This is a genomic window from Faunimonas pinastri (assembly GCF_900110915.1).
In the GTDB taxonomy this organism is placed as follows: Bacteria; Pseudomonadota; Alphaproteobacteria; order Rhizobiales; family Afifellaceae; genus Faunimonas; species Faunimonas pinastri.
In genome coordinates this window covers 143715-161775 of sequence record NZ_FOFG01000005.1, presented here as the reverse complement: position 1 = coordinate 161775, position 18061 = coordinate 143715, and the positions used below count along the sequence as shown (strand labels likewise).

At 66.2% G+C, this 18061-nt stretch carries 16 protein-coding genes and 1 pseudogene; 6 read left to right on the top strand and 11 right to left on the bottom strand.

What is annotated here, in order from left to right; all coding sequences use genetic code 11:
- Positions 1 to 59: 59 nt before the first annotated feature.
- Positions 60 to 245 (top strand): transposase, encoded by a 186-nt coding sequence (locus tag BMY25_RS20420; protein WP_143061921.1) that lies wholly within the window; start codon positions 60 to 62, stop codon positions 243 to 245.
- 500 nt (positions 246 to 745) lie between these two features.
- Here BMY25_RS20420 and BMY25_RS21115 read toward each other — a convergent pair.
- From BMY25_RS21115 to leuS, 4 genes and pseudogenes are all read right to left on the bottom strand, one after another.
- Positions 746 to 853: pseudogene (locus BMY25_RS21115) on the bottom strand (IS5-like element ISNeu3 family transposase); the annotation flags it as partial.
- 398 nt (positions 854 to 1251) lie between these two features.
- On the bottom strand, positions 1252 to 2295 hold the full coding sequence (holA, locus tag BMY25_RS08950) for a DNA polymerase III subunit delta (RefSeq protein WP_092496290.1): 1044 nt from the start codon (positions 2293 to 2295) through the stop codon (positions 1252 to 1254).
- Positions 2292 to 2813 (bottom strand): hypothetical protein, encoded by a 522-nt coding sequence (locus BMY25_RS08945; RefSeq protein WP_143061920.1) that lies wholly within the window; start codon positions 2811 to 2813, stop codon positions 2292 to 2294. The genes holA and BMY25_RS08945 overlap by 4 nt, the downstream gene beginning before the upstream one ends.
- On the bottom strand, positions 2800 to 5403 hold the full coding sequence (gene leuS, locus BMY25_RS08940) for a leucine--tRNA ligase (protein ID WP_092496288.1): 2604 nt from the start codon (positions 5401 to 5403) through the stop codon (positions 2800 to 2802). The genes BMY25_RS08945 and leuS overlap by 14 nt, the downstream gene beginning before the upstream one ends.
- 98 nt (positions 5404 to 5501) lie before the next feature.
- Here leuS and BMY25_RS08935 point away from each other — a divergent pair, with 98 nt between their 5' ends.
- The gene (locus BMY25_RS08935; RefSeq protein ID WP_092496287.1) at positions 5502 to 6188 is read left to right on the top strand and encodes a YggS family pyridoxal phosphate-dependent enzyme; all 687 of its coding nucleotides are present in this window, start codon (positions 5502 to 5504) and stop codon (positions 6186 to 6188) included.
- Here BMY25_RS08935 and BMY25_RS08930 read toward each other — a convergent pair.
- Positions 6172 to 6732 carry a L,D-transpeptidase family protein gene (locus BMY25_RS08930; RefSeq protein WP_092496286.1) on the bottom strand — a complete coding sequence of 187 codons (561 nt, stop codon included), beginning with the start codon at positions 6730 to 6732 and terminating at the stop codon, positions 6172 to 6174. The two genes, BMY25_RS08935 and BMY25_RS08930, sit on opposite strands and share 17 nt — an antisense overlap.
- A 130-nt stretch (positions 6733 to 6862) precedes the next feature.
- Between BMY25_RS08930 and BMY25_RS08925 the strand changes: the two genes are divergently transcribed.
- Together BMY25_RS08925 and BMY25_RS08920 are read left to right on the top strand one after the other, a co-directional pair.
- Positions 6863 to 7546 (top strand): response regulator transcription factor, encoded by a 684-nt coding sequence (locus tag BMY25_RS08925; protein ID WP_092496285.1) that lies wholly within the window; start codon positions 6863 to 6865, stop codon positions 7544 to 7546.
- 12 nt (positions 7547 to 7558) lie between these two features.
- Complete coding sequence (locus tag BMY25_RS08920; RefSeq protein ID WP_092496284.1) at positions 7559 to 8017, top strand: cyclic nucleotide-binding domain-containing protein; 459 nt, start codon at positions 7559 to 7561, stop codon at positions 8015 to 8017.
- A gap of 42 nt (positions 8018 to 8059) precedes the next feature.
- Here BMY25_RS08920 and BMY25_RS08915 read toward each other — a convergent pair whose 3' ends face one another.
- From BMY25_RS08915 to BMY25_RS08890, 6 genes are all read right to left on the bottom strand, one after another.
- Entirely contained in the window at positions 8060 to 8857 is a 798-nt protein-coding gene (locus tag BMY25_RS08915) for an exodeoxyribonuclease III (RefSeq protein ID WP_092496283.1), read from the bottom strand.
- Positions 8858 to 9111: 254 nt separating this feature from the next.
- On the bottom strand, positions 9112 to 9768 hold the full coding sequence (locus tag BMY25_RS08910) for a LolA family protein (protein ID WP_092496282.1): 657 nt from the start codon (positions 9766 to 9768) through the stop codon (positions 9112 to 9114).
- A 96-nt stretch (positions 9769 to 9864) separates the two neighbouring features.
- A complete protein-coding gene (locus tag BMY25_RS08905) occupies positions 9865 to 12834 on the bottom strand; it encodes an FtsK/SpoIIIE family DNA translocase (protein WP_092496281.1) in 2970 nt (989 codons plus the stop codon).
- 171 nt (positions 12835 to 13005) lie between these two features.
- The gene (locus BMY25_RS08900) at positions 13006 to 14316 is read right to left on the bottom strand and encodes an ammonium transporter (protein WP_092496280.1); all 1311 of its coding nucleotides are present in this window, start codon (positions 14314 to 14316) and stop codon (positions 13006 to 13008) included.
- Between the two features lie 74 nt (positions 14317 to 14390).
- On the bottom strand, positions 14391 to 14729 hold the full coding sequence (locus BMY25_RS08895) for a P-II family nitrogen regulator (protein ID WP_092496279.1): 339 nt from the start codon (positions 14727 to 14729) through the stop codon (positions 14391 to 14393).
- A gap of 205 nt (positions 14730 to 14934) precedes the next feature.
- Positions 14935 to 15834 carry an acyl-CoA thioesterase gene (locus BMY25_RS08890; RefSeq protein ID WP_092496278.1) on the bottom strand — a complete coding sequence of 300 codons (900 nt, stop codon included), beginning with the start codon at positions 15832 to 15834 and terminating at the stop codon, positions 14935 to 14937.
- A gap of 90 nt (positions 15835 to 15924) precedes the next feature.
- Here BMY25_RS08890 and BMY25_RS08885 point away from each other — a divergent pair, with 90 nt between their 5' ends.
- Both BMY25_RS08885 and BMY25_RS08880 read left to right on the top strand, forming a co-directional pair.
- Positions 15925 to 17178: a ubiquinone biosynthesis hydroxylase gene (locus BMY25_RS08885; RefSeq protein WP_238858233.1), complete on the top strand. Its 1254-nt coding sequence runs from the start codon at positions 15925 to 15927 to the stop codon at positions 17176 to 17178.
- Between the two features lie 82 nt (positions 17179 to 17260).
- Positions 17261 to 18027, top strand: a protein-coding gene (locus tag BMY25_RS08880) for an IS5 family transposase (RefSeq protein WP_428976948.1) whose coding sequence is annotated in 2 segments (ribosomal slippage) — positions 17261 to 17582 and positions 17582 to 18027 — 768 coding nt in all. Because the reading frame shifts where the segments join, the coding sequence is not laid out codon by codon here.
- The last annotated feature ends 34 nt before the right edge of the window (positions 18028 to 18061 follow it).

The following is an 18061-nucleotide window of genomic DNA, read 5'->3' as shown; positions in this document are numbered from 1 at the left end:
CTCGATCGTCCGAGCGCACCAGCGCGCCACGGGCGGTAAAAAGGGCTCCTGATCGCGCAATTGGCCGTTCTCGTGGCGGACTGCGCACCAAGATCCACGCTGTCGTGGACCAGGACGGCTTGCCGGTTCGGCTGCTGATCACGCCGGGCCAAGCCTCGGACAAGGCGGCGTTCCCGGAACTGCTCGCCGGACTGCCGCAAGCCACGGTCGACGTCGCCGATCGGGCTACGACAGCCGCGCCCTGATCGAACTGGTCGCCGCGCGAGGCGGAACGGCGCAAACCTCGACCCGACGTGAAGTCAAGTTCGGCGCTCCAGTCGAGCCCCGCCTCTATCGACGGCGCAACCTCGTCGAGCGCTAGTTCTGCAACCTCAACAGTTTCGCCGAGTCGCCACCCGCTTCGAGAAGCTCGCCCGGAACTCCCTCCCGGCCGTCGCCCTCGCCTCAGCGCGCATCTGGCTGCGCCCTCTTGAGTCCACGCCCTAGGGGCAGATCGGCATTCAGCGTAGCCAGATCATGATGGCGGCGAGATAGACGAAGCCGGTAAAGTGGATAGTGCGGTGATCGTAGGGGCGGCAAAGCCGCGAAGTGCTTGAGTTTGCGGAAGAACCCCTCGATGAGATCCCGGTGCTTGTAGGCGATGGCATCGCGGGGTTGGAAGTCTTGCGGCAGCAATTGGAGGGGACCACCGCTTGGGCGTTCATGCTGACGATGCTGGCGCGTAAGGCATTGCTGTCATAGGCTTGGTGATGTCGTCGGTCTGGCTTGCGGTGATGATGAACCGCAGTGGCCGACTTATCGTGTCGGTCAGCATGTGGATCTTGGTGGTCAGTCCGACTCGGGAACGCCCCAGCCCCCTTTTGTACTCGCTGCCTGCTGGAGCGGGCGAAGGATGGTGCTGTCGATCCTGAGGTATTGGTTGTCGCGATCGGCCGTCAGTGCCTCGAAGACCGGCTCCCACACCCGGCATGGCCACAACGGCCCGAGGCGGCGATGCGCCATCTTCCGCTTGCCGTAGATGTTCCGGCGTCACATCAATGCGTGCCTGAGCGCAGCACCCACAAACATCCACTCACGAACAAGGTAGTCCGACCCGGATCCCAGCCTTCCCCGGCGGCAACGGTGCGATCCGTGCCCACTTCCTGTGATCTGCCCCACCGCTTGCTCGTCATAATCCGCTCCGCGCTCCCGCACAGGAACCCTGTGAATCAGCACTCAACCCGTTTCGGAATCCTGGAAGTCGATCCGCGCCTAGCGGCCCCGGCCCGCGCGGCGGGCGAACCCGGCGATCCTGTAGAGCGCGTCCGAGACCGCGGGCATTTCCAGCGCAGGCTGGCGGCGCGCCGTGGAAACGGCCTCGCCGACGATGGAGCGGGCGCGCCGGAGATCCGGCAGAGACCAGCGTGAGAGCGTTTCCTCCACCGCGCCGCGGCGCTTGAAGAAGATTGGGGGACGGGCGCGGGAAACGACGTCACGGGCCCTCGCCCCCGTTTCCATCTCCGTCCGCAGGCCGTGCAGCGTCAGGAGATGACGGAGCGCCTGCGCCGCCAGCGCGGACGGCGATGAACCGTCCAGCCTGAGCCGCTCCAGCGAGGCTTCCAGAACCTCCGCGCGCCCTAGCATGGCGGCGTCGATGATCTGGTCGGTCCGCGATTCCAGGCTGTCGCGGATCACGGCTTCGACGTGTTCCAGGCGGATCGGGCTTTCCTCGCCGGCATAGGTCAGGAGCTTGGCTACCTCCGAGCGCGTCACCAGCCGATCGCCGCCGAGGCTGCCGGCAACGAGTTCCAGCGCATCCGGCTCGATCGTCTGTCCGGCCTCCGCGATCTGTTGCTGGACCTGCTGGGTGACGCCGCGGGCGTCGCTCTCGTAGCAGGGAATGGCGGCGGCGTGTCCCGAACCTTCCACGCCCTTGCGCAAGGGGCTGGTGTTCTTGAGATCGCCGGCCTCGATGATGACGTAGCCCTGCTCCAGCGGCTGCTTCAGGAGTGGTTCGACGGCGGGCTGCAGGTTCACGCGGCCATCCGAGAGCCGCACCGTGACGATTGGCTCGCCGCCGAACAGCGACACCGCGAAGATTTCATCGGCCAGGCGACCGGGATTGCCGGAGATCTCGTCGGTCCCGATCCGTACGACCGACCCACCGGCCGGATCGCGCAAGCGCGCGACGGCCTCCAGCACGCGTGCCCTCTCGGTCACGGCTCCGGCGTCCGGACCGTAGAGCAGAAAGATACGGATGCCGGGCGGGGGCGACGCCACATAGCGATCCGCCCCCGCCGCGTCGACCGTGGTCATCCTCCGTGCGTCGCGAAGTAGGCGGCGATGCGGACCTGGGCGAGGCTCGCGAGCGCCGCTGCCGCGCGTTCCTGCGCGTCCTTGTCGGCGCGCGCGTTCGCGAAGCTCTGCGAGGAGTGGTTGTAGGAGGTCTGCGTCGTCACATGGTCGGCGATCAGGGCCTTGTTCGTCTGCTTGTCCTCCACGAGGAAGGAGAGCTCGCCGATGATCAGGACTACCGAGGCGGTGCCGGTCACGGGGGCGACGGCCGCGTCCTGCTCGTGCAGGTTCAGCTGATAGGTCATGTGGTAGCGTGTCTCAGGCGCCTCGGCGCCGCCACGAATGCCGAAGAGCAAGGTGTTGCGGAACACCTGCTCGACCCGGTTGCCCGGCGCGTCGACCTGGATCGCCGGCATGTTGGCGGCCGCACCCGACTTGCCGTCCGGGCCCGCCGCATAGAGCGGCCGGACCTGGCATCCGCCGAGAGCAACCATCAAACATAGGGCGGGAACCGCCCATTTCGCGTTACGCCACGACATTGACGATCCTATTCGGCACGATGATTACCTTGCGCGGGACACGCCCTTCGAGGAACCGCTGAACGGATTCCAGAGCGAGCGCTTCCGTTTCGATCTCAGCGTTGGAGGCGTCGGCGGCGATTGTCAATTCACCTCGCTTCTTGCCGTTGACCTGGACCGGCAGCAGCACCGTGTCCCGGGCGAGCAGATCCTGCTGCACGTCCGGCCACGCGGTTTCGCCGACAAGCTGCTCGTGGCCCAGAACACGCCAGAGCTCTTCCGCCAGATGCGGCATCATGGGGGCGATCATCAGCACCAGGAAATCGGCTGCCTCGCGACGCGCCCACGCGGCGCTTCCGTCCTCTGAACCCGTTGCCGCGCTGATCGCGTTGGTGAGTTCGTAGAGCTGGGCCACGGCACGGTTGAAGCGGAGGCGCTCGATATCGGAGATGACGGCATCGAGCGTCCGGTGCGTCTTGCGGCGAAGGTCCAGAGCGTCGGTTCCGAACTCCGCCGGACGGGTGACGTTCGCGGGCACGGTCTCGGCGATGCGGCCGATCAGCCGCCACAGGCGCTGGACGAAGCGATGCGCGCCTTCCACGCCCGCTTCCGTCCAGATCACGTCGCGATCGGGCGGCGAGTCGGAAAGCATGAACCAGCGGGCGGTGTCGGCCCCGTAGGTGCCGATGATCTCGCTGGGATCGACGGTGTTGCGCTTCGACTTCGACATCTTTTCGATGGAGCCGATCGTCACTTCCTCGCCGTTCTCGATCAGAAAGGCGGTGCGCTTTTCCTCATCGACCACGAAGCGGATCTCGTGCGGCGCGATCCAGCGGCCATCCTCGGCGCGATAGGTCTCGTGCACCACCATGCCCTGCGTGAACAGACCGGCGAAAGGCTCGTCGACGTTGGACTTGCCGATCCGGTGCAGCGCGCGGGTGAAGAAGCGGGAATACAGAAGGTGCAGGATCGCGTGCTCGACGCCGCCGATATACTGGTCGACGGCCATCCAGCGCGACAGAGCTTCCGGCACCGTCGGCTCGTCGGCATGCGGGGCGGTGAAGCGGATGAAGTACCACGAGGAATCCACGAAGGTGTCCATCGTGTCCGTCTCGCGCCGCGCCGGGGCACCGCAGGAAGGGCAGGCCACGTGCCGCCAGGTCGGGTGCCGGTCCAGGGGATTGCCCGGACGGTCGAACTCGATGTCGTCGGGCAGCACGACCGGCAGGTCGGCGTCCGGCACCGGCTGGGCACCGCACGTCTCGCAATGGATTATCGGGATCGGGCAGCCCCAGTAGCGCTGCCGGGAGATACCCCAGTCGCGGAGGCGGAAGTTCACCTCGCGCTCGGCCATCGGCTTGCCGTCCACGGTGCGACCTTCGAGGCGCCTGGCGACTTCGTCCTTGGCTTCGTCAACGCCCATCCCGTCCAGGAAGGCGGAATGGATGTGAACGCCGTCGCCGGTATAGGCCTCCGCACCGACGCCGAACGTCTCCGGGTTCTCGCCTTCCGGCATCACCACGGGGAGGACTGGCAGGTCGTAGGCCCGCGCGAAGTCGAGATCGCGCTGGTCATGGGCCGGGCAGCCGAAGATCGCGCCGGTGCCGTAGTCCATCAGGATGAAGTTCGCGACATAGACCGGCAGCGTACGGCTCTCGTCGAAGGGATGACGGGCGCGGATACCGGTATCGTAGCCGCGCTTCTCCGCCGTCTCCAGGTCCGCCGTGGCGGTGCCCATGCGGCGGCACTCCTCGATGAAGGCCGAGAGCCCGGCATTGCCCGCTGCGGCCGCGGCGGCGAGCGGATGGTCCGGTGCCACTGCCAGGAAGGCCGCGCCGAACAACGTGTCCGGGCGGGTGGTGAAGATCTCCAGCGTGTCCTGGCCGGCCGCGTTCGCCTCCAGCTCGAAATGCACGCGCAGTCCTTCCGAGCGGCCGATCCAGTTGCGCTGCATCAGGCGCACTTTTTCCGGCCAGCGATCCAGCGTCTCCAGTCCGTCCAGCAGGTCCTGCGCGAAATCGGTGATCGTGAAGAACCACTGCGTCAGTTCGCGCTGCTCGACAGGCGCGCCGGAGCGCCAGCCGCGGCCGTCGATCACCTGCTCGTTGGCCAGCACCGTCTGGTCCACCGGATCCCAGTTCACCTTGGCGGTCTTCCGGCGGACGAAACCCGCCTTCAGGAAATCCAGGAAGAGCTTCTGCTGCCGGGCGTAATAGTCGACGTCGCAGGTGGCGAATTCCCGCGACCAGTCCAGCGAAAGGCCCATGGACTTCAGCTGCGCCCGCATCGCGGCGATGTTCTCGTAGGTCCAGGCCTTCGGATGCACCTTGTTCTGCATCGCCGCGTTTTCCGCCGGCATGCCGAAAGCGTCCCACCCCATCGGATGCAGCACGCTGAAGCCCTTGGCGCGCTTGTAGCGGGCGATCACGTCACCCATCGCGTAGTTGCGGACGTGGCCCATATGGATGCGGCCCGACGGATACGGGAACATCTCCAGCACGTAGTATTTCGGGCGGGGATCCTCGTCGCGGGCCTCGAACAGGCGCTTCTCGGCCCAGACGGATTGCCAGTGCGCCTCGACGGGGCGAGGATCGTATCTTTCGGTCGACATGGAATGCAGACTGTTCTTATGGGGGATGTGGACAGACCTTCATCATGATTGACCGGTAGGGTCAACCATCACGAACCCGGCGAATCAGAACGGACGGCATGAACGCGGAAACCCGGCTGAACGAAATCCTGCAACGCATCTCGGCCGCGAACGAACATGCCCGGCAACAGGCAAGCGGGCGTGCCGGGCGCGCGAGGCTGGTGGCGGTATCCAAGACCTTTGTCGCGGAAGACGTTCTCCCGGTGCTTCAGGCCGGGCAGCGCGAGTTCGGCGAGAACCGGGTACAGGAAGCGCAGGCGAAATGGCCGGAACTCAAGGGGGATTTCGACGGTGTGCGCCTGCACCTGATCGGTCCCTTGCAGACCAACAAGGTTCGCGAAGCGGTCGCGCTTTTCGATGTCATCCACACGCTCGACCGGGAGAAGCTCGCCGCCGAGCTGGCGCGCGAATTCAGCCGGCAGGAGCGGCGACCGGAACTCCTGGTGCAGGTGAACACCGGTCGCGAGCCGCAGAAGGCCGGAATCGATCCAGAGGAGGCGGAGGCCTTCGTGGAGCGCTGCCGCTCCGTGCACGGGCTCGCGATCCGCGGACTTATGTGCATCCCGCCGGCGGACGAGGATCCGCGCCCGCACTTCGATTCCCTGTCCGCCCTGGCGGTTCGGTTCGGTCTCCCGGAGCTCTCCATGGGGATGAGCGGAGACTTCGAGGCGGCGGTCGAGGCGGGTGCGACGCTGGTGCGGGTGGGGAGCGCGATCTTCGGCGGCCGGCCTAAGCCGATCGCCTGAGGTCCGAGCGCGCACGGCGCTTTCGTGGCGCGGCGTCGATGGCGAACTCCGGGTTCGGCCCGAGTACAGCCAGCAGCCGCAGCAGGGCACGCCGCTCCAGAGCGACGCAGCCCTCCGTCGGCTTTCCCTCGGGTCGCCTGATGTGAAGGAAGATGGCGCTCCCGGCCCGCCGTATGCGCGGGCGGAGATTGTAGTTCAGGATGCCGACCAGGTCGTAGAGGCCGTCCTCCCGCCACATGCGCTCGTGCGAGGAAGCGGGGGCCCGGCGCAGCGGCCTATTATACCGCCCGTCCAGCGGGTCGTCGCACCAGACGTCTCCCGGGCGCAGCGTTTGCTGCGGAATCCGGGTCGCCGGTCCCACGATGCGGTCACCGCGCACCCGCAATTGCAGCAAACGAAATCGACCTGACGGGGTCGCCCCGTCGCCTTCGCGCTTGATCCGCGTCACCCCGCCCTTGCCGAGCGCGCAATCGAACACCAGATTCCCGCAACAGAGCTGTCCGGTGCCGCGGCGGCCCGGGCGGCTTCGGACGTTAACCAGCATCGAGTAAATAGTACGCTTCCGTTCCCGATGCCTCACCCCTGCCGTATTCATACCGCCACTCCCTAACCGCGACATTTGATGCTTGGGCGCGGGCACCGATGTCCTCAACCTGTTGAAACGACGACAATTCATGGCCGCTTCCCGTACCATCCTGCTTGTCGATGACGATGCCGATCTCGTGGAGATCCTGAGCGAACAGCTCAAGCTCTACAACGAGTTCGAGCTTGCCCATGCCGGAACGGCGGCGGCAGGCATCAAGACCGCGCAGGAAATCAAGCCCGACCTCATCATCATGGATGTCGGCCTGCCCGATCTCGACGGCCGCGAGGCCGTGAAGCATCTCCGCAAGTCCGGCGTCAACGTGCCCATCCTCATGCTGACCGGGCATGATTCGGATTCCGACGCCGTTCTGGGGCTGGAGGCCGGCGCCAACGATTATGTCGTGAAGCCTTTCCGCTTCGCCGTCCTCGTCGCCCGCATCCGCGCCCATCTTCGCCAGCACGAGCAAAGCGAGGACGCGACCTTCAATATCGGTCCCTACGTCTTCAAGCCCTCCTCGAAGATGCTGATGAACGACGCCACCAAGATCCGGCTGACCGAGAAGGAAACCGCGATCCTGAAGTTCCTCTATCGTGCGACCGATCGAATCGTGACGCGGGACGTTCTTCTTTCCGAGGTTTGGGGCTACAATTCCGGCGTGACCACGCATACGCTGGAAACACACATCTACCGCCTCCGTCAGAAGATCGAGCGGGACCCCTCCAATGCGGAGATCCTGGTGACCGACGGCGGGGGCTACAAACTCGTCCACTGAGCGGAGTCGCCCTTGTCACTTGCCTCGGATATCGACAGCCTCCGGCAGACGGCGTTCTTCGAGGGATTTCCGGACGAGCATCTTCGCTTCATCGCGCTGGCGGCCGAGCCTCGGACTTTTCGTGCGGGCCAGCGGATCTATCAGGCGGGATCGCTGATCGGCAGCACCTATGCCATCACGTCCGGCAATCTCGTCGCCATTCTCGGGCGCGGGCAATTCGCCACCCGTCGCCAGATCGGCGCCGGCAACCTGATCGGCGAAACGGCGCTGCTGGTGGAAAGCCGCGCCACCGAGACGATCGAGGCGGAAACCGAGGTACGTGCGATGCAGCTGCAGCGCGCGGTCTTCCGCCGTCTCCTGGAAGAGTATCCGGAGCTCGCCCGCGATCTCCGTGCGAAATTCACGGCCACGCTGCAGACGGCACTGGGGCAGTACACCGCCGGCGCATCCTCCATGATGCTGGAAGACTGAGCGCGAGCTCCCGCTTGCCCTTACAGCGCCTCGCGATGCTGCTCAGGCGAACCTGACGAGCACAGGCACATGGTCCGACGGGCGCGGCCAGTTCCGGGCTTCCCGCAGCACTGTCATCTCCTGAGCCTCCGCCGCCAGATCCGGCGTCGCCCAGACATGGTCCAGCCGGCGACCGCGATCGTTGGTTTCCCAGTTCGGCGAACGATAGCTCCACCAGGTGAAGAGCTTTTCCTCCGGCGGCACGAAGTTGCGCATCACGTCCACCCAGGGACCGGCGACGCGCATCCGCTCGAAGCGCTCCGTTTCCGGCGGGGTGTGGCTGACGACCTTCAGAAGCTGCTTGTGCGACCAGACGTCGGTTTCCAGCGGCGCGACGTTGAGGTCGCCCACCAGCACGGAACGCGGGCCGGCGAGTCCCGCCGCGCAAGCCTCCATCTCTTCCAGGAAGGACAGCTTGTGGGCGAATTTCCAGTTCGCTTCCGGGTCCGGCTCGTCGCCACCGGCGGGAATGTAGACGTTGTGGATCGTCACCGGGCGATCCTCGTAATCCACCTTCACCGAGATGTGCCGGGCGTCTTCGCGGCCGCAGAACAGGCGCTTGTCCGTGTCGCTCAGGGGCAGGCGCGAGGCGATGGCGACGCCGTGATAGCCCTTCTGCCCGTGCATGGCGATGTGGGTGTAGCCGGCATCGCGGAAGGCGCCCGACGGAAAGTTCGCGTCGGGGCACTTCGTTTCCTGCAGGCAGATGACGTCCGGCGCATGCTCGGCGAGAAGCCGGGCGACGAGGTCGATGCGGAGGCGAACGGAATTGATGTTCCAGGTGGCGATGGTCAGAGGCATGGCGTCTTTAAGGACGAAGCGCGACCGATGTCGAGCCTTGCCTGACGGGATTGCTCCGACGGATGGAATGAAGAGGGGGAGAGACGGGCCTGAAAAGGCGAGACGTCCAGTCCGGGCAGACTGGACGTCTCTTGCGGAAGCTGCCGATCGTCTCGGCGCAACGAGATCCGGAGCGAGACGGGGGGCATGTTTCGGTCGGACCTGTCGCGTTCCGCACCGTTAAGATGGGGCGTCCCCGACCCGTTTCAAGCGTCCTACTTGCGTTCCCGCGCCGCGTTCGTGACGGAGGTGTAGCTGATCTTGAAGGTCTGGTCCGGGATCGGCATGCCATACTTGATGTTGAAGAGATCGACCGACGTATCGAGCCCCTGCTGATCCGTCACGGTCCAGTGGCGGAGCTCGTCCGTCTGCTTGTCGAAGACGAGGCTGAGCTTGCCGCCGCCGAAGCGGCGATCGTCGGAAATGACGACCTGGATGAGGTCCGGTTCGATTTCCACGCCGGTCACCTTGCTGGAGCTGGACAGGTCGAGCTGCGAATCCAGCAGGAATTTCAGCGGCGTCTGCGACAGCGGCCAGAGATCGTAAGTGACGAGGCGACGGTCATGGACCAGCACCGACTTGCCGTCGGAGACGACGTCCAGCGTCGACGGCGCGGCATAGTCGAAACGGATCCGGCCCGGCCGGGAGATATAGAACCGGCCCTGCGTCTTTGAGCCGTCCGGCCCGTACTGCACGAAATCGCCGGACATGGTGGTGTAGGCGGTGAACTTGCGCGAGACGAGCTGCAGCGCCTGCACCTGCTGGGCGGTGAAGGCAAAGCCGGCGCTCGGGAGCATGACCAGGGCGACGCCCGCGGCCATCATCAGGCGCCGGGCAAGCGAGGTCGGCTTCTTGGGTACTCTGGACGTCATCTCTGATCCTTTCGTCCCTCCCCAGTTAAGTCGGCTTCACGTCCAAACAAGGGCGTGAAGCCGAAGGGAAGGGGCGCATGGCGGGAAGGCTGCGGCTCAGGCGGCGCTGTCCTCGCCCACCAGGATCTCGCGCTTGCCGGCATGGTTGGCGGGGCTGATCAGCCCTTCCTTCTCCATGCGCTCGATCAGCGAGGCGGCGCGATTGTAGCCGATCGACAGGCGGCGCTGGATGTAGCTGGTGGAAACCTTGCGGTCGCGCAGCACCACGGCAACGGCCTTGTCGTAGAGGTCGTTGGACTCGTCCAGCGTGTCGGCCACGGCCTCCACGTTGCCGCCATCCATCTCCTCGTCGGTGATCGCGTCCAGGTAGTCCGGCATGCCCTGGCTCTTCAGGTGCGCCACGATCTCCTCGACCTCCTCGTCGGAGACGAAGGGCCCGTGCACGCGCTGGATGCGGCCGCCGCCGGCCATGTAGAGCATGTCGCCCTGGCCCAGCAGCTGCTCGGCGCCCTGCTCGCCCAGGATGGTGCGGCTGTCGATCTTCGACGTCACCTGGAAGGAGATGCGGGTGGGGAAGTTGGCCTTGATCGTGCCGGTGATGACGTCGACGGACGGACGCTGCGTCGCCATCACGACATGGATGCCGGCGGCGCGCGCCATCTGCGCCAGACGCTGCACCGCGCCTTCGATCTCCTTGCCCGCGACCATCATCAGGTCGGCCATCTCGTCGATGATGACGACGATGTAGGGCATCGGCTCCAGGTCGAGTTCCTCGGTTTCGAAGATCGGTTCGCCGGTGTGCTGGTTGAAGCCCACCTGCACCGTGCGGGTGATCATCTCGCCCTTTTTGGCGGCCTGGCCGATGCGCTGGTTGTAGCCGTCGATGTTGCGGACGCCGACCTTCGACATCTTCTTGTAGCGGTCCTCCATCTCGCGGACCGTCCACTTCAGCGCGACGACGGCCTTCTTGGGGTCCGTCACGACGGGGGTCAGCAGGTGCGGGATGCCGTCGTAGATGGAGAGTTCCAGCATCTTCGGGTCGATCATGATCAGCCGGCACTGCTGCGGCGTCAGCCGGTAGATCAGCGACAGGATCATGGTGTTGATCGACACCGACTTGCCCGAACCGGTGGTGCCGGCCACCAGCAGGTGGGGCATCTTGGCGAGGTCGGCGATGACGGGCTCGCCGCCGATCGTCTTGCCAAGCGTCAGCGCCAGGCGCGCCTTGCTGGTCTCGAAGTCCTCCGAGCCGATCATTTCGCGCAGGAACACGGTTTCGCGCTGAGCATTCGGCAGCTCGATGCCGATGACGTTGCGGCCGGGCACCACGGCGACACGCGCGGCGATGGCGCTCATGGAGCGGGCGATGTCGTCGGCGAGACCGATGACGCGGGAGGACTTGATGCCGGGCGCGGGCTCCAGCTCATAAAGCGTGACCACGGGGCCGGGGCGAACGTTGATGATCTCGCCGCGCACGCCGAAATCGTCCAGCACGCCTTCCAGGAGCCGCGCATTGTGCTCAAGCGCGGCCTTGTCCACGGAGGGATCGCGGCGGCGCACGCCCGGCTCGCGGAGAAGCTCCACCGGGGGCAGTTCGAACTCGCCGGCAGACTGCGGGCGGCGCACATGCGGCGGGGCCGGACGGGCGGCAGCCTTGGGGCTGATCGCCGGCGCCTCGACGGTCGGGGCGGCGCGCTCGGGAGCGCGCCGCTCCGGCATTGGACGTTCGGCGCGCTGGACGATTCCCCGCGTGGGCATCTGGAAGTCGGTCATCTCCGGCTCGGAGGCGGCGGCTTCAGCCCGCGCAGCGGCGGCGGCAGCAGCCTTCGCCGGAGCGTTCTGGGCGAGGCGGCGGAGCAGCAGGCGGGGCGTGAAGGACGGCGTCCGGGCGGGTTCGCGGGGCTGGATCGCCGGGCGGGACGGACCCTGTTCCCGAGACTGGGCTGTTTCGCGGGACTGGCCCTGCTCGCGGGACTGAACGGGGGCAGCGATGCCGATCGGGCCGGAGAACCCGGACTGCCGGTCGTCGTCGAACCCGTCGTCGAAATCATCATCCTCGGCCCCATGCGCCTGGGCGTAAGCGGGCTGGTGGTCCTCGGCGAAATCGTCCTCGTATTCCGGCTGCTCGTATTCCGCTTCCGCATATTCCGGCTCGAAGGCGGGTTCCGCACGACCCTGCTGCGCGCCGAAGACAGGCTCGCGACGGCGCGGAGCGGGCACTTCGCGGATGGCCGCGGCGGGATTGGCGGGCAGGTCGGCAACCCGGCCGGAGCGGCGGCTCATTCCCGGCTCACGCAGCGCCGGGCGAGACGTGCCGGCCCGGAGCGCCGGCGTCGGCAGCTTGCGGATCCGCCGCTTCAGCATGGAGCGGGCGGTGAGGCCCCAATGGGCGGCAAGGCCGGCAAGCACGCCGAAGCGGCTGCCTTTTTCCTCTTCCTCGATCTCCGCCTCGTCCTCGTAGAAGCTTTCCGGATCGACCGTGGCGGCTTCGGGAACGACACGGGCGCGCAGGCACGACGCGATCAGGAGACCGAGGGCGAAACCGGCCGAGATCACGAAGAAGGCGGCATAGAAGCCGTCGGAAAGCTCGCCGGTGCGAGTGAAGCTGCGCGGCAGGCGCAGGATGAGGTCGCCCGTGGCGCCGCCGAGATCGCTTTCCAGCGGCCAGTTGCCGAAGCGGGGAAGGCAGGCCAGCGCCGCGGCAAGCAGGATGGTGCCGCCCAGCCAGAACAGGACCTGAAAGCCGGGTTGGCGCGGCAGGCGCAGGCGGAACATGTTCCAGCCGACGACGAGCAGCGGCAGTACGAGACCGACGACGGCCAGTCCCAGCCCCTGCATGGCAAGATCCGCGAAGACCGCGCCGGGGTGACCGAGCAGGTTGTGCGCGGCCCGCTCAGACGAATAGCTGAGGCTCGGGTCGTCCACATGCCAGGTGACGAGGCTCAGCACCATGGCGCCGGCGAGCGCGATCATGGCCAGACCGCCTGCACCGGCCGCATGGCGGGTCACGAAGCTGCGGATCGGATTTTCGGAGCCGTGATAGGATTCCGTCGCGGTGTAGGCCATGCTCGCAATCGTCTCGCAAGTGTCAAACGTCCATCTCGGGACGAAGTTAGGGCGGGGAAGTTAAGACGCTACTAACCACACCGGCGAGTTAACGGCTCCGTTGACCGTTCAGGCAAAAGAAAGGCCCGGCCGCATGGCGGCCGGGCCCGGATTTCAGCGAGGCTGACGCGGTCAGACGTGCAGCAATTCGCCGTGCTGGTTGATGTCGAGGCCTTCTTCCTCTTCCGCCGGCGTGACGCGCAGGCCCGTCACCACGCGGCAGATCATCAGGATGATGAAGGTCATGACACCGGTATAGACGATGGTGACGACCACGCCCTCGACCTGGGCCAGGAGGCTGGCATTGGCGCCGGCCGGGTTGATGCCGGCATCGGCGAAGACGCCGGTCAGGAGGGCGCCCACGATGCCGCCGATGCCGTGCACGCCGAAGGCGTCCAGCGAATCGTCATAGCCGAGGGCCTTCTTCAGGTGGACGGCGGCGAAGTAGCAGACCAGTCCGGCGATGATGCCCAGGAAGAAAGCGCCCATCGGGTTGACGAAGCCGGCGGCCGGGGTGACCGCGACGAGGCCGGCGACGGCACCGGACAGGATGCCGAGCACGCTGGGCTTCTTGATGACCATCCACTCGATGAACATCCAGGCGAGCGCCGCGGCTGCGGTGGCGATCTGGGTGTTGATCATGGCGGCGCCCGCGAGGGCGTTGGAGCCCACGGCCGAACCCGCGTTGAAGCCGAACCAGCCGACCCACAGGAGCGAGGCGCCGATCAGCGTCAGGATGAGGTTGTGCGGGGCCATGTTGACCTGGCCGTAGCCGAGGCGCTTGCCCAGAACGAGGCAGCAGACGAGGCCCGCGACGCCGGCATTGATGTGGACCACCGTGCCGCCCGCGAAGTCGAGAACGCCCCAGCTGCCGAGGAAGCCGCCGCCCCACACCCAGTGGGCGATCGGGCAATAGACGAGGATCGACCACAACGTCATGAACAGCAGCATCGCCGAGAACTTCATGCGTTCAGCGAAGGCGCCGGTGATCAGGGCCGGGGTGATGATCGCGAAGGTCATCTGGAACATGATGAACACATATTCCGGAATCGTGCCCGCCAGCGGGCTGATGGACCCGACGCCGATGCCGCGCAGGAACATGTGCGAGAAGCTGCCGATATAGGCGCCGGGAGCCGCCGGATCGTTGTTGGTGAAGGCCATGGAATAGCCGACCACGAACCAGATCACCGTCATGAGGCAGGTGATCGCGAAGCTCTGCATGGTGGTCGCCAGCACGTTCTTGCGACGGACCATGCCGCCGTAGAAGAGCGCGAGACCGGGAATCGTCATCATCAGGACGAGGCAGACCGACGTCAGCATCCAGGCGGTGTCGCCGGTGCTGATGGCGGATGCCGCGGTTGCGGCGGCGGCCGGAGCGGCAGCTGCGGCGGGAGCGGCCGTGGTGGCGTCCTGCGCGAAAGCCGGAGCGGAAAAGGCCGCCATGGTGGCGGCGGCGGTCAATAACTTACCTGCGGACCAGCGCATCGGTTGTCTCCTGGAAATAAGTGTGACGGCGCTCACAGCGCGTCGGAATCGGTTTCGCCGGTGCGGATGCGCACGGCATGTTCGATGGAGGTGACGAAGATCTTGCCGTCGCCGATCTGCCCCGTCTTGGCCGCGGCGGAGATGGTGTCGACGACGCGCTCCACCTCGATGGCCGGAACCACGACCTCGATCTTCAGCTTCGGCAGGAAGCTCACGGCATATTCGGCGCCGCGATAGATCTCGGTGTGGCCCTTCTGCCGGCCGTAGCCCTTCACTTCCGTCACCGTCAGACCCTGCACGCCAAGGCCGGTCAGCGCATCGCGCACCTCCTCCAGCTTGAAAGGCTTGATGATCGCCATGATCAATTTCATCAGCTTCTTCCTCCTTCCCCAGCCGCAAAGCGGCCCCCGGCCAGCCGAAGCCGGCCGCCATTGTCACCTGATCTCCAAAATTCGTGCCAAGTGTCGGATAAGAGGAAGCAGCCCGTTTAACGGGCATCCTGAGGATTCGCTGCGCAGGCGCCACAAAGCTGCCTGATGGGCCGCCTATTAAATAATCATACTGCCTGATCGGGCATCATTTTGAGGTGACGCGGATCAATCCTTCCTGTGCGACGGAGGCGACGAGCACCCCGTCGGCCGTGAAGATCTCGCCCCGGCTGAAGCCGCGTGCTCCGGAGGAGGACGGCGTTTCCATCGCATAGAGGAGCCAACCGTCGAGAGGGCAGGGGCGGTGGAACCAGATGGCGTGGTCGAGGCTCGCCACCTGCATGGCGGGATCGAAGAGCGCCTTGCCGTGCGGGAAGAGCGCCGTGTCGAGCAGCGTCAGATCGGAGGCATAGGCCAGCACGCACTGGCTGGCGAAGCGCGGCGAAATTCCGCCCCCCGCGATCGGCGTTTCGGACGGGGCCGGAACCGGGCCGGTGGCACGGAACCAGACATGCTGCCGCATCTCGCGCCCCTCTCGCCGGAGATAAAGGTCCATGTCGACGGGCCGGATCTCGATCGGCCGCTCGCGGCTCCAGAAGGCGCGGAGCAGCGGGCTCGCTTCCTCCAGCATGACGCGCTTCAGATCATCCTGCGTCGGCAGCGTTTCGGGCGCCGGCACGTCCGGCATCGTTGCCGCGAAATCGAGGCCCGGCTCCTCCACCTGGAACGAGGCGGAAGCCGCGAAGATCGCCTTGCCGTGCTGGATCGCGGTGACGCGCCGGGTGCTGAAGCTTCGCCCGTCGCGCAGCCGGTCCACCTCGTAGACGATGGGAACCGTCGGATCGCCCATCAGCATGAAATAGGCATGCAGCGAGTGCGGGCTCCGCTCTTCCGCCACGGTGCGGCAAGCGGCCGCCAGGGACTGCGCCACCACCTGGCCGCCGAAGACGCGCTGCCAGCCATCCTGTGGGCTCCGGCCCCGAAAGAGATCGGCCTCGATCTGCTCAAGATCCAGAAGTTGCAGGAGGTTTTCCATGGCAGTCGTCATGCTCACTCGCTTTCGCACGCCGATCCCAATATGATCGCGCGACGCGGGAACGTCGACAGAGCGCGCTCCCAAGTCAAGCGAGGCGAGTTCGTGAACGCAAGATCCGAAGCAGCAGAACCGGATATCCTGATCGCCGGAGGCGGCAGCAACGGGGTCGGGGCGGCTCTCGCCATCGCTTCCGCCGCGCCGGATCTGCGCGTCCAGATCGTCGATGCGGCGCCGCCGGTTTCTCTTTCCGAGCGCGGCGCGAAGGACGAACGCGCTTCCGCCATCGCCGCCGCCGCGCGGCGCATGCTGCAGCAGCTCGGTGCCTGGAACGAAATCGAGCCGCATTCGCAGCCGATCCTCTCCATGGAAGTCACCGACAGCCGCACCAGCGACGTGGCGCGCCCGGTGTTCCTTACCTTCGGCGGCGAAGTCACCGAGGGCGAGCCCTTCGGCCATATGGTGCCGAACGGAGTCATGGCGCGGGCGCTGCAGTCGCGCGCCGAAGCGGCGGGTGTCGTCTTCACCGCGCCGGACCGCGTTTCTTCCTTCACCAGCGGGCCCGGACGGGTGGAGGTGAAGCTTGCTTCCGGCGAGACGCGGCGGCCGAGGCTCCTGATCGCCGCCGACGGCGTGCGCTCGCGGCTTCGCACGCTGGCCGGCATCAAGACTGTCTCCTGGCAATACGGCCAGACCGCCATCGTCTGCACCGTGCGGCACGAGCGGCCGCACAATGGCGTGGCGATCGAGCATTTCCTGCCCTCCGGTCCCTTCGCCATCCTGCCGCTCACCGGCAATCGCTCCTCGCTGGTGTGGAGCGAACGGGCCGAGGAAGCCCGCCGCCTGATCGAAGGCGACGAGTTCGTCTTCCAGATCGAACTGGAGCGGCGCTTCGGCCATCGCCTCGGCGCCATCGAGGTGGAAGGTCCGCGCCAGGGCTTCCCGCTCGGCCTGACGATCGCCCGCGATTTCGTTCGCCCGCGCTTCGCGCTGCTGGGCGACGCGGCGCACGGAATTCATCCGATCGCCGGCCAGGGTCTCAATCTCGGTCTTCGCGACGTGGCGGCACTGGCGGAGACGCTGGTGGAAGCGCATCGGCTTGGACTGGACCTCGGCTCGCTCGACGTGCTGAAGCGCTACGAGCGGTGGCGCCGTTTCGACACCTTCCAGATGGGCGTCACCACGGACGTGCTGAACCGCCTGTTCTCCAACGATTCCGCCCCTGTGCGGGCGGTGCGCGACTTCGGTCTTTCGGTCGTCGATCGCCTGCCCCGCATGAAGCGCATGTTCATCGGGGAGGCCGCCGGCCTCGGCGCCTCCGGTGACCTGCCGCGCCTGTTGCAGGGCGAAGCGATCTAGAAGTTAGTCTAGGCCGCAGACCCATAAACAGGGTTTCCAAACCCGCTGATGCGTGAATCAGTTCTCCTGCAAGGAGACGAGCATGGCGCGGTTTGATCTCACGGATTTCGAGTGGTCGGTGATCGAGCCGCTGCTGCCGACGAAGGTACGTGGGGTGAAACGGGTGGATGACCGGCGGGTGCTGAACGGCATCTTCTGGCGGCTGCGGACGGGCGCTCCCTGGGCGGACATCCCGGCGCGCTATGGTCCGCATACGACGTGCGTGAACCGCTTCAACCGCTGGCGGCGGGCGGGGCACTGGCAAAGAATATTGGAAGCGGTGTCAGCAGCTTACGAGGGCGATGTCCAGATGATCGACTCCTCATCGATCCGGGTTCACCAGCACGCCGCCAACGGCAGTAAAAAGGGGGACCCGGTTGCATGGGTCGCTCGCGCGGCGGCCTGACCACCAAGATCCACGCTCTGGTGGATGCCAACGGATTGCCGATCGCGCTCAAGCTCACCGCGGGTCAGGCACACGATGGCCGCAGTGCCGCCGACATGCTCACCACTCTCGGCGATGGCGACGTGCTCCTCGCCGACCGCGCCTACGACAGCGACGCGCTCAGGATCGAGATGGCGGCACGCGGCGCTTGGGCCAACATCAAGCCCATGCCGAACCGCAAGCGTCGACCGCTCTTCAGCACCTTCCTCTATCGCTACCGCAACCTCGTCGAGCGCTTCTTCAACAAACTCAAGCAGTTCCGTGCCGTCGCCACCCGATACGACAAGCGCGATGACAACTTCCTCGCCTCAGTCCAACTCGCCAGCATCCGCATCTGGCTGCGACATAATGAGTCGGTGGCCTAGAACTTAGTCCGGGAAGCGGCGTCTGCCGCCGCTT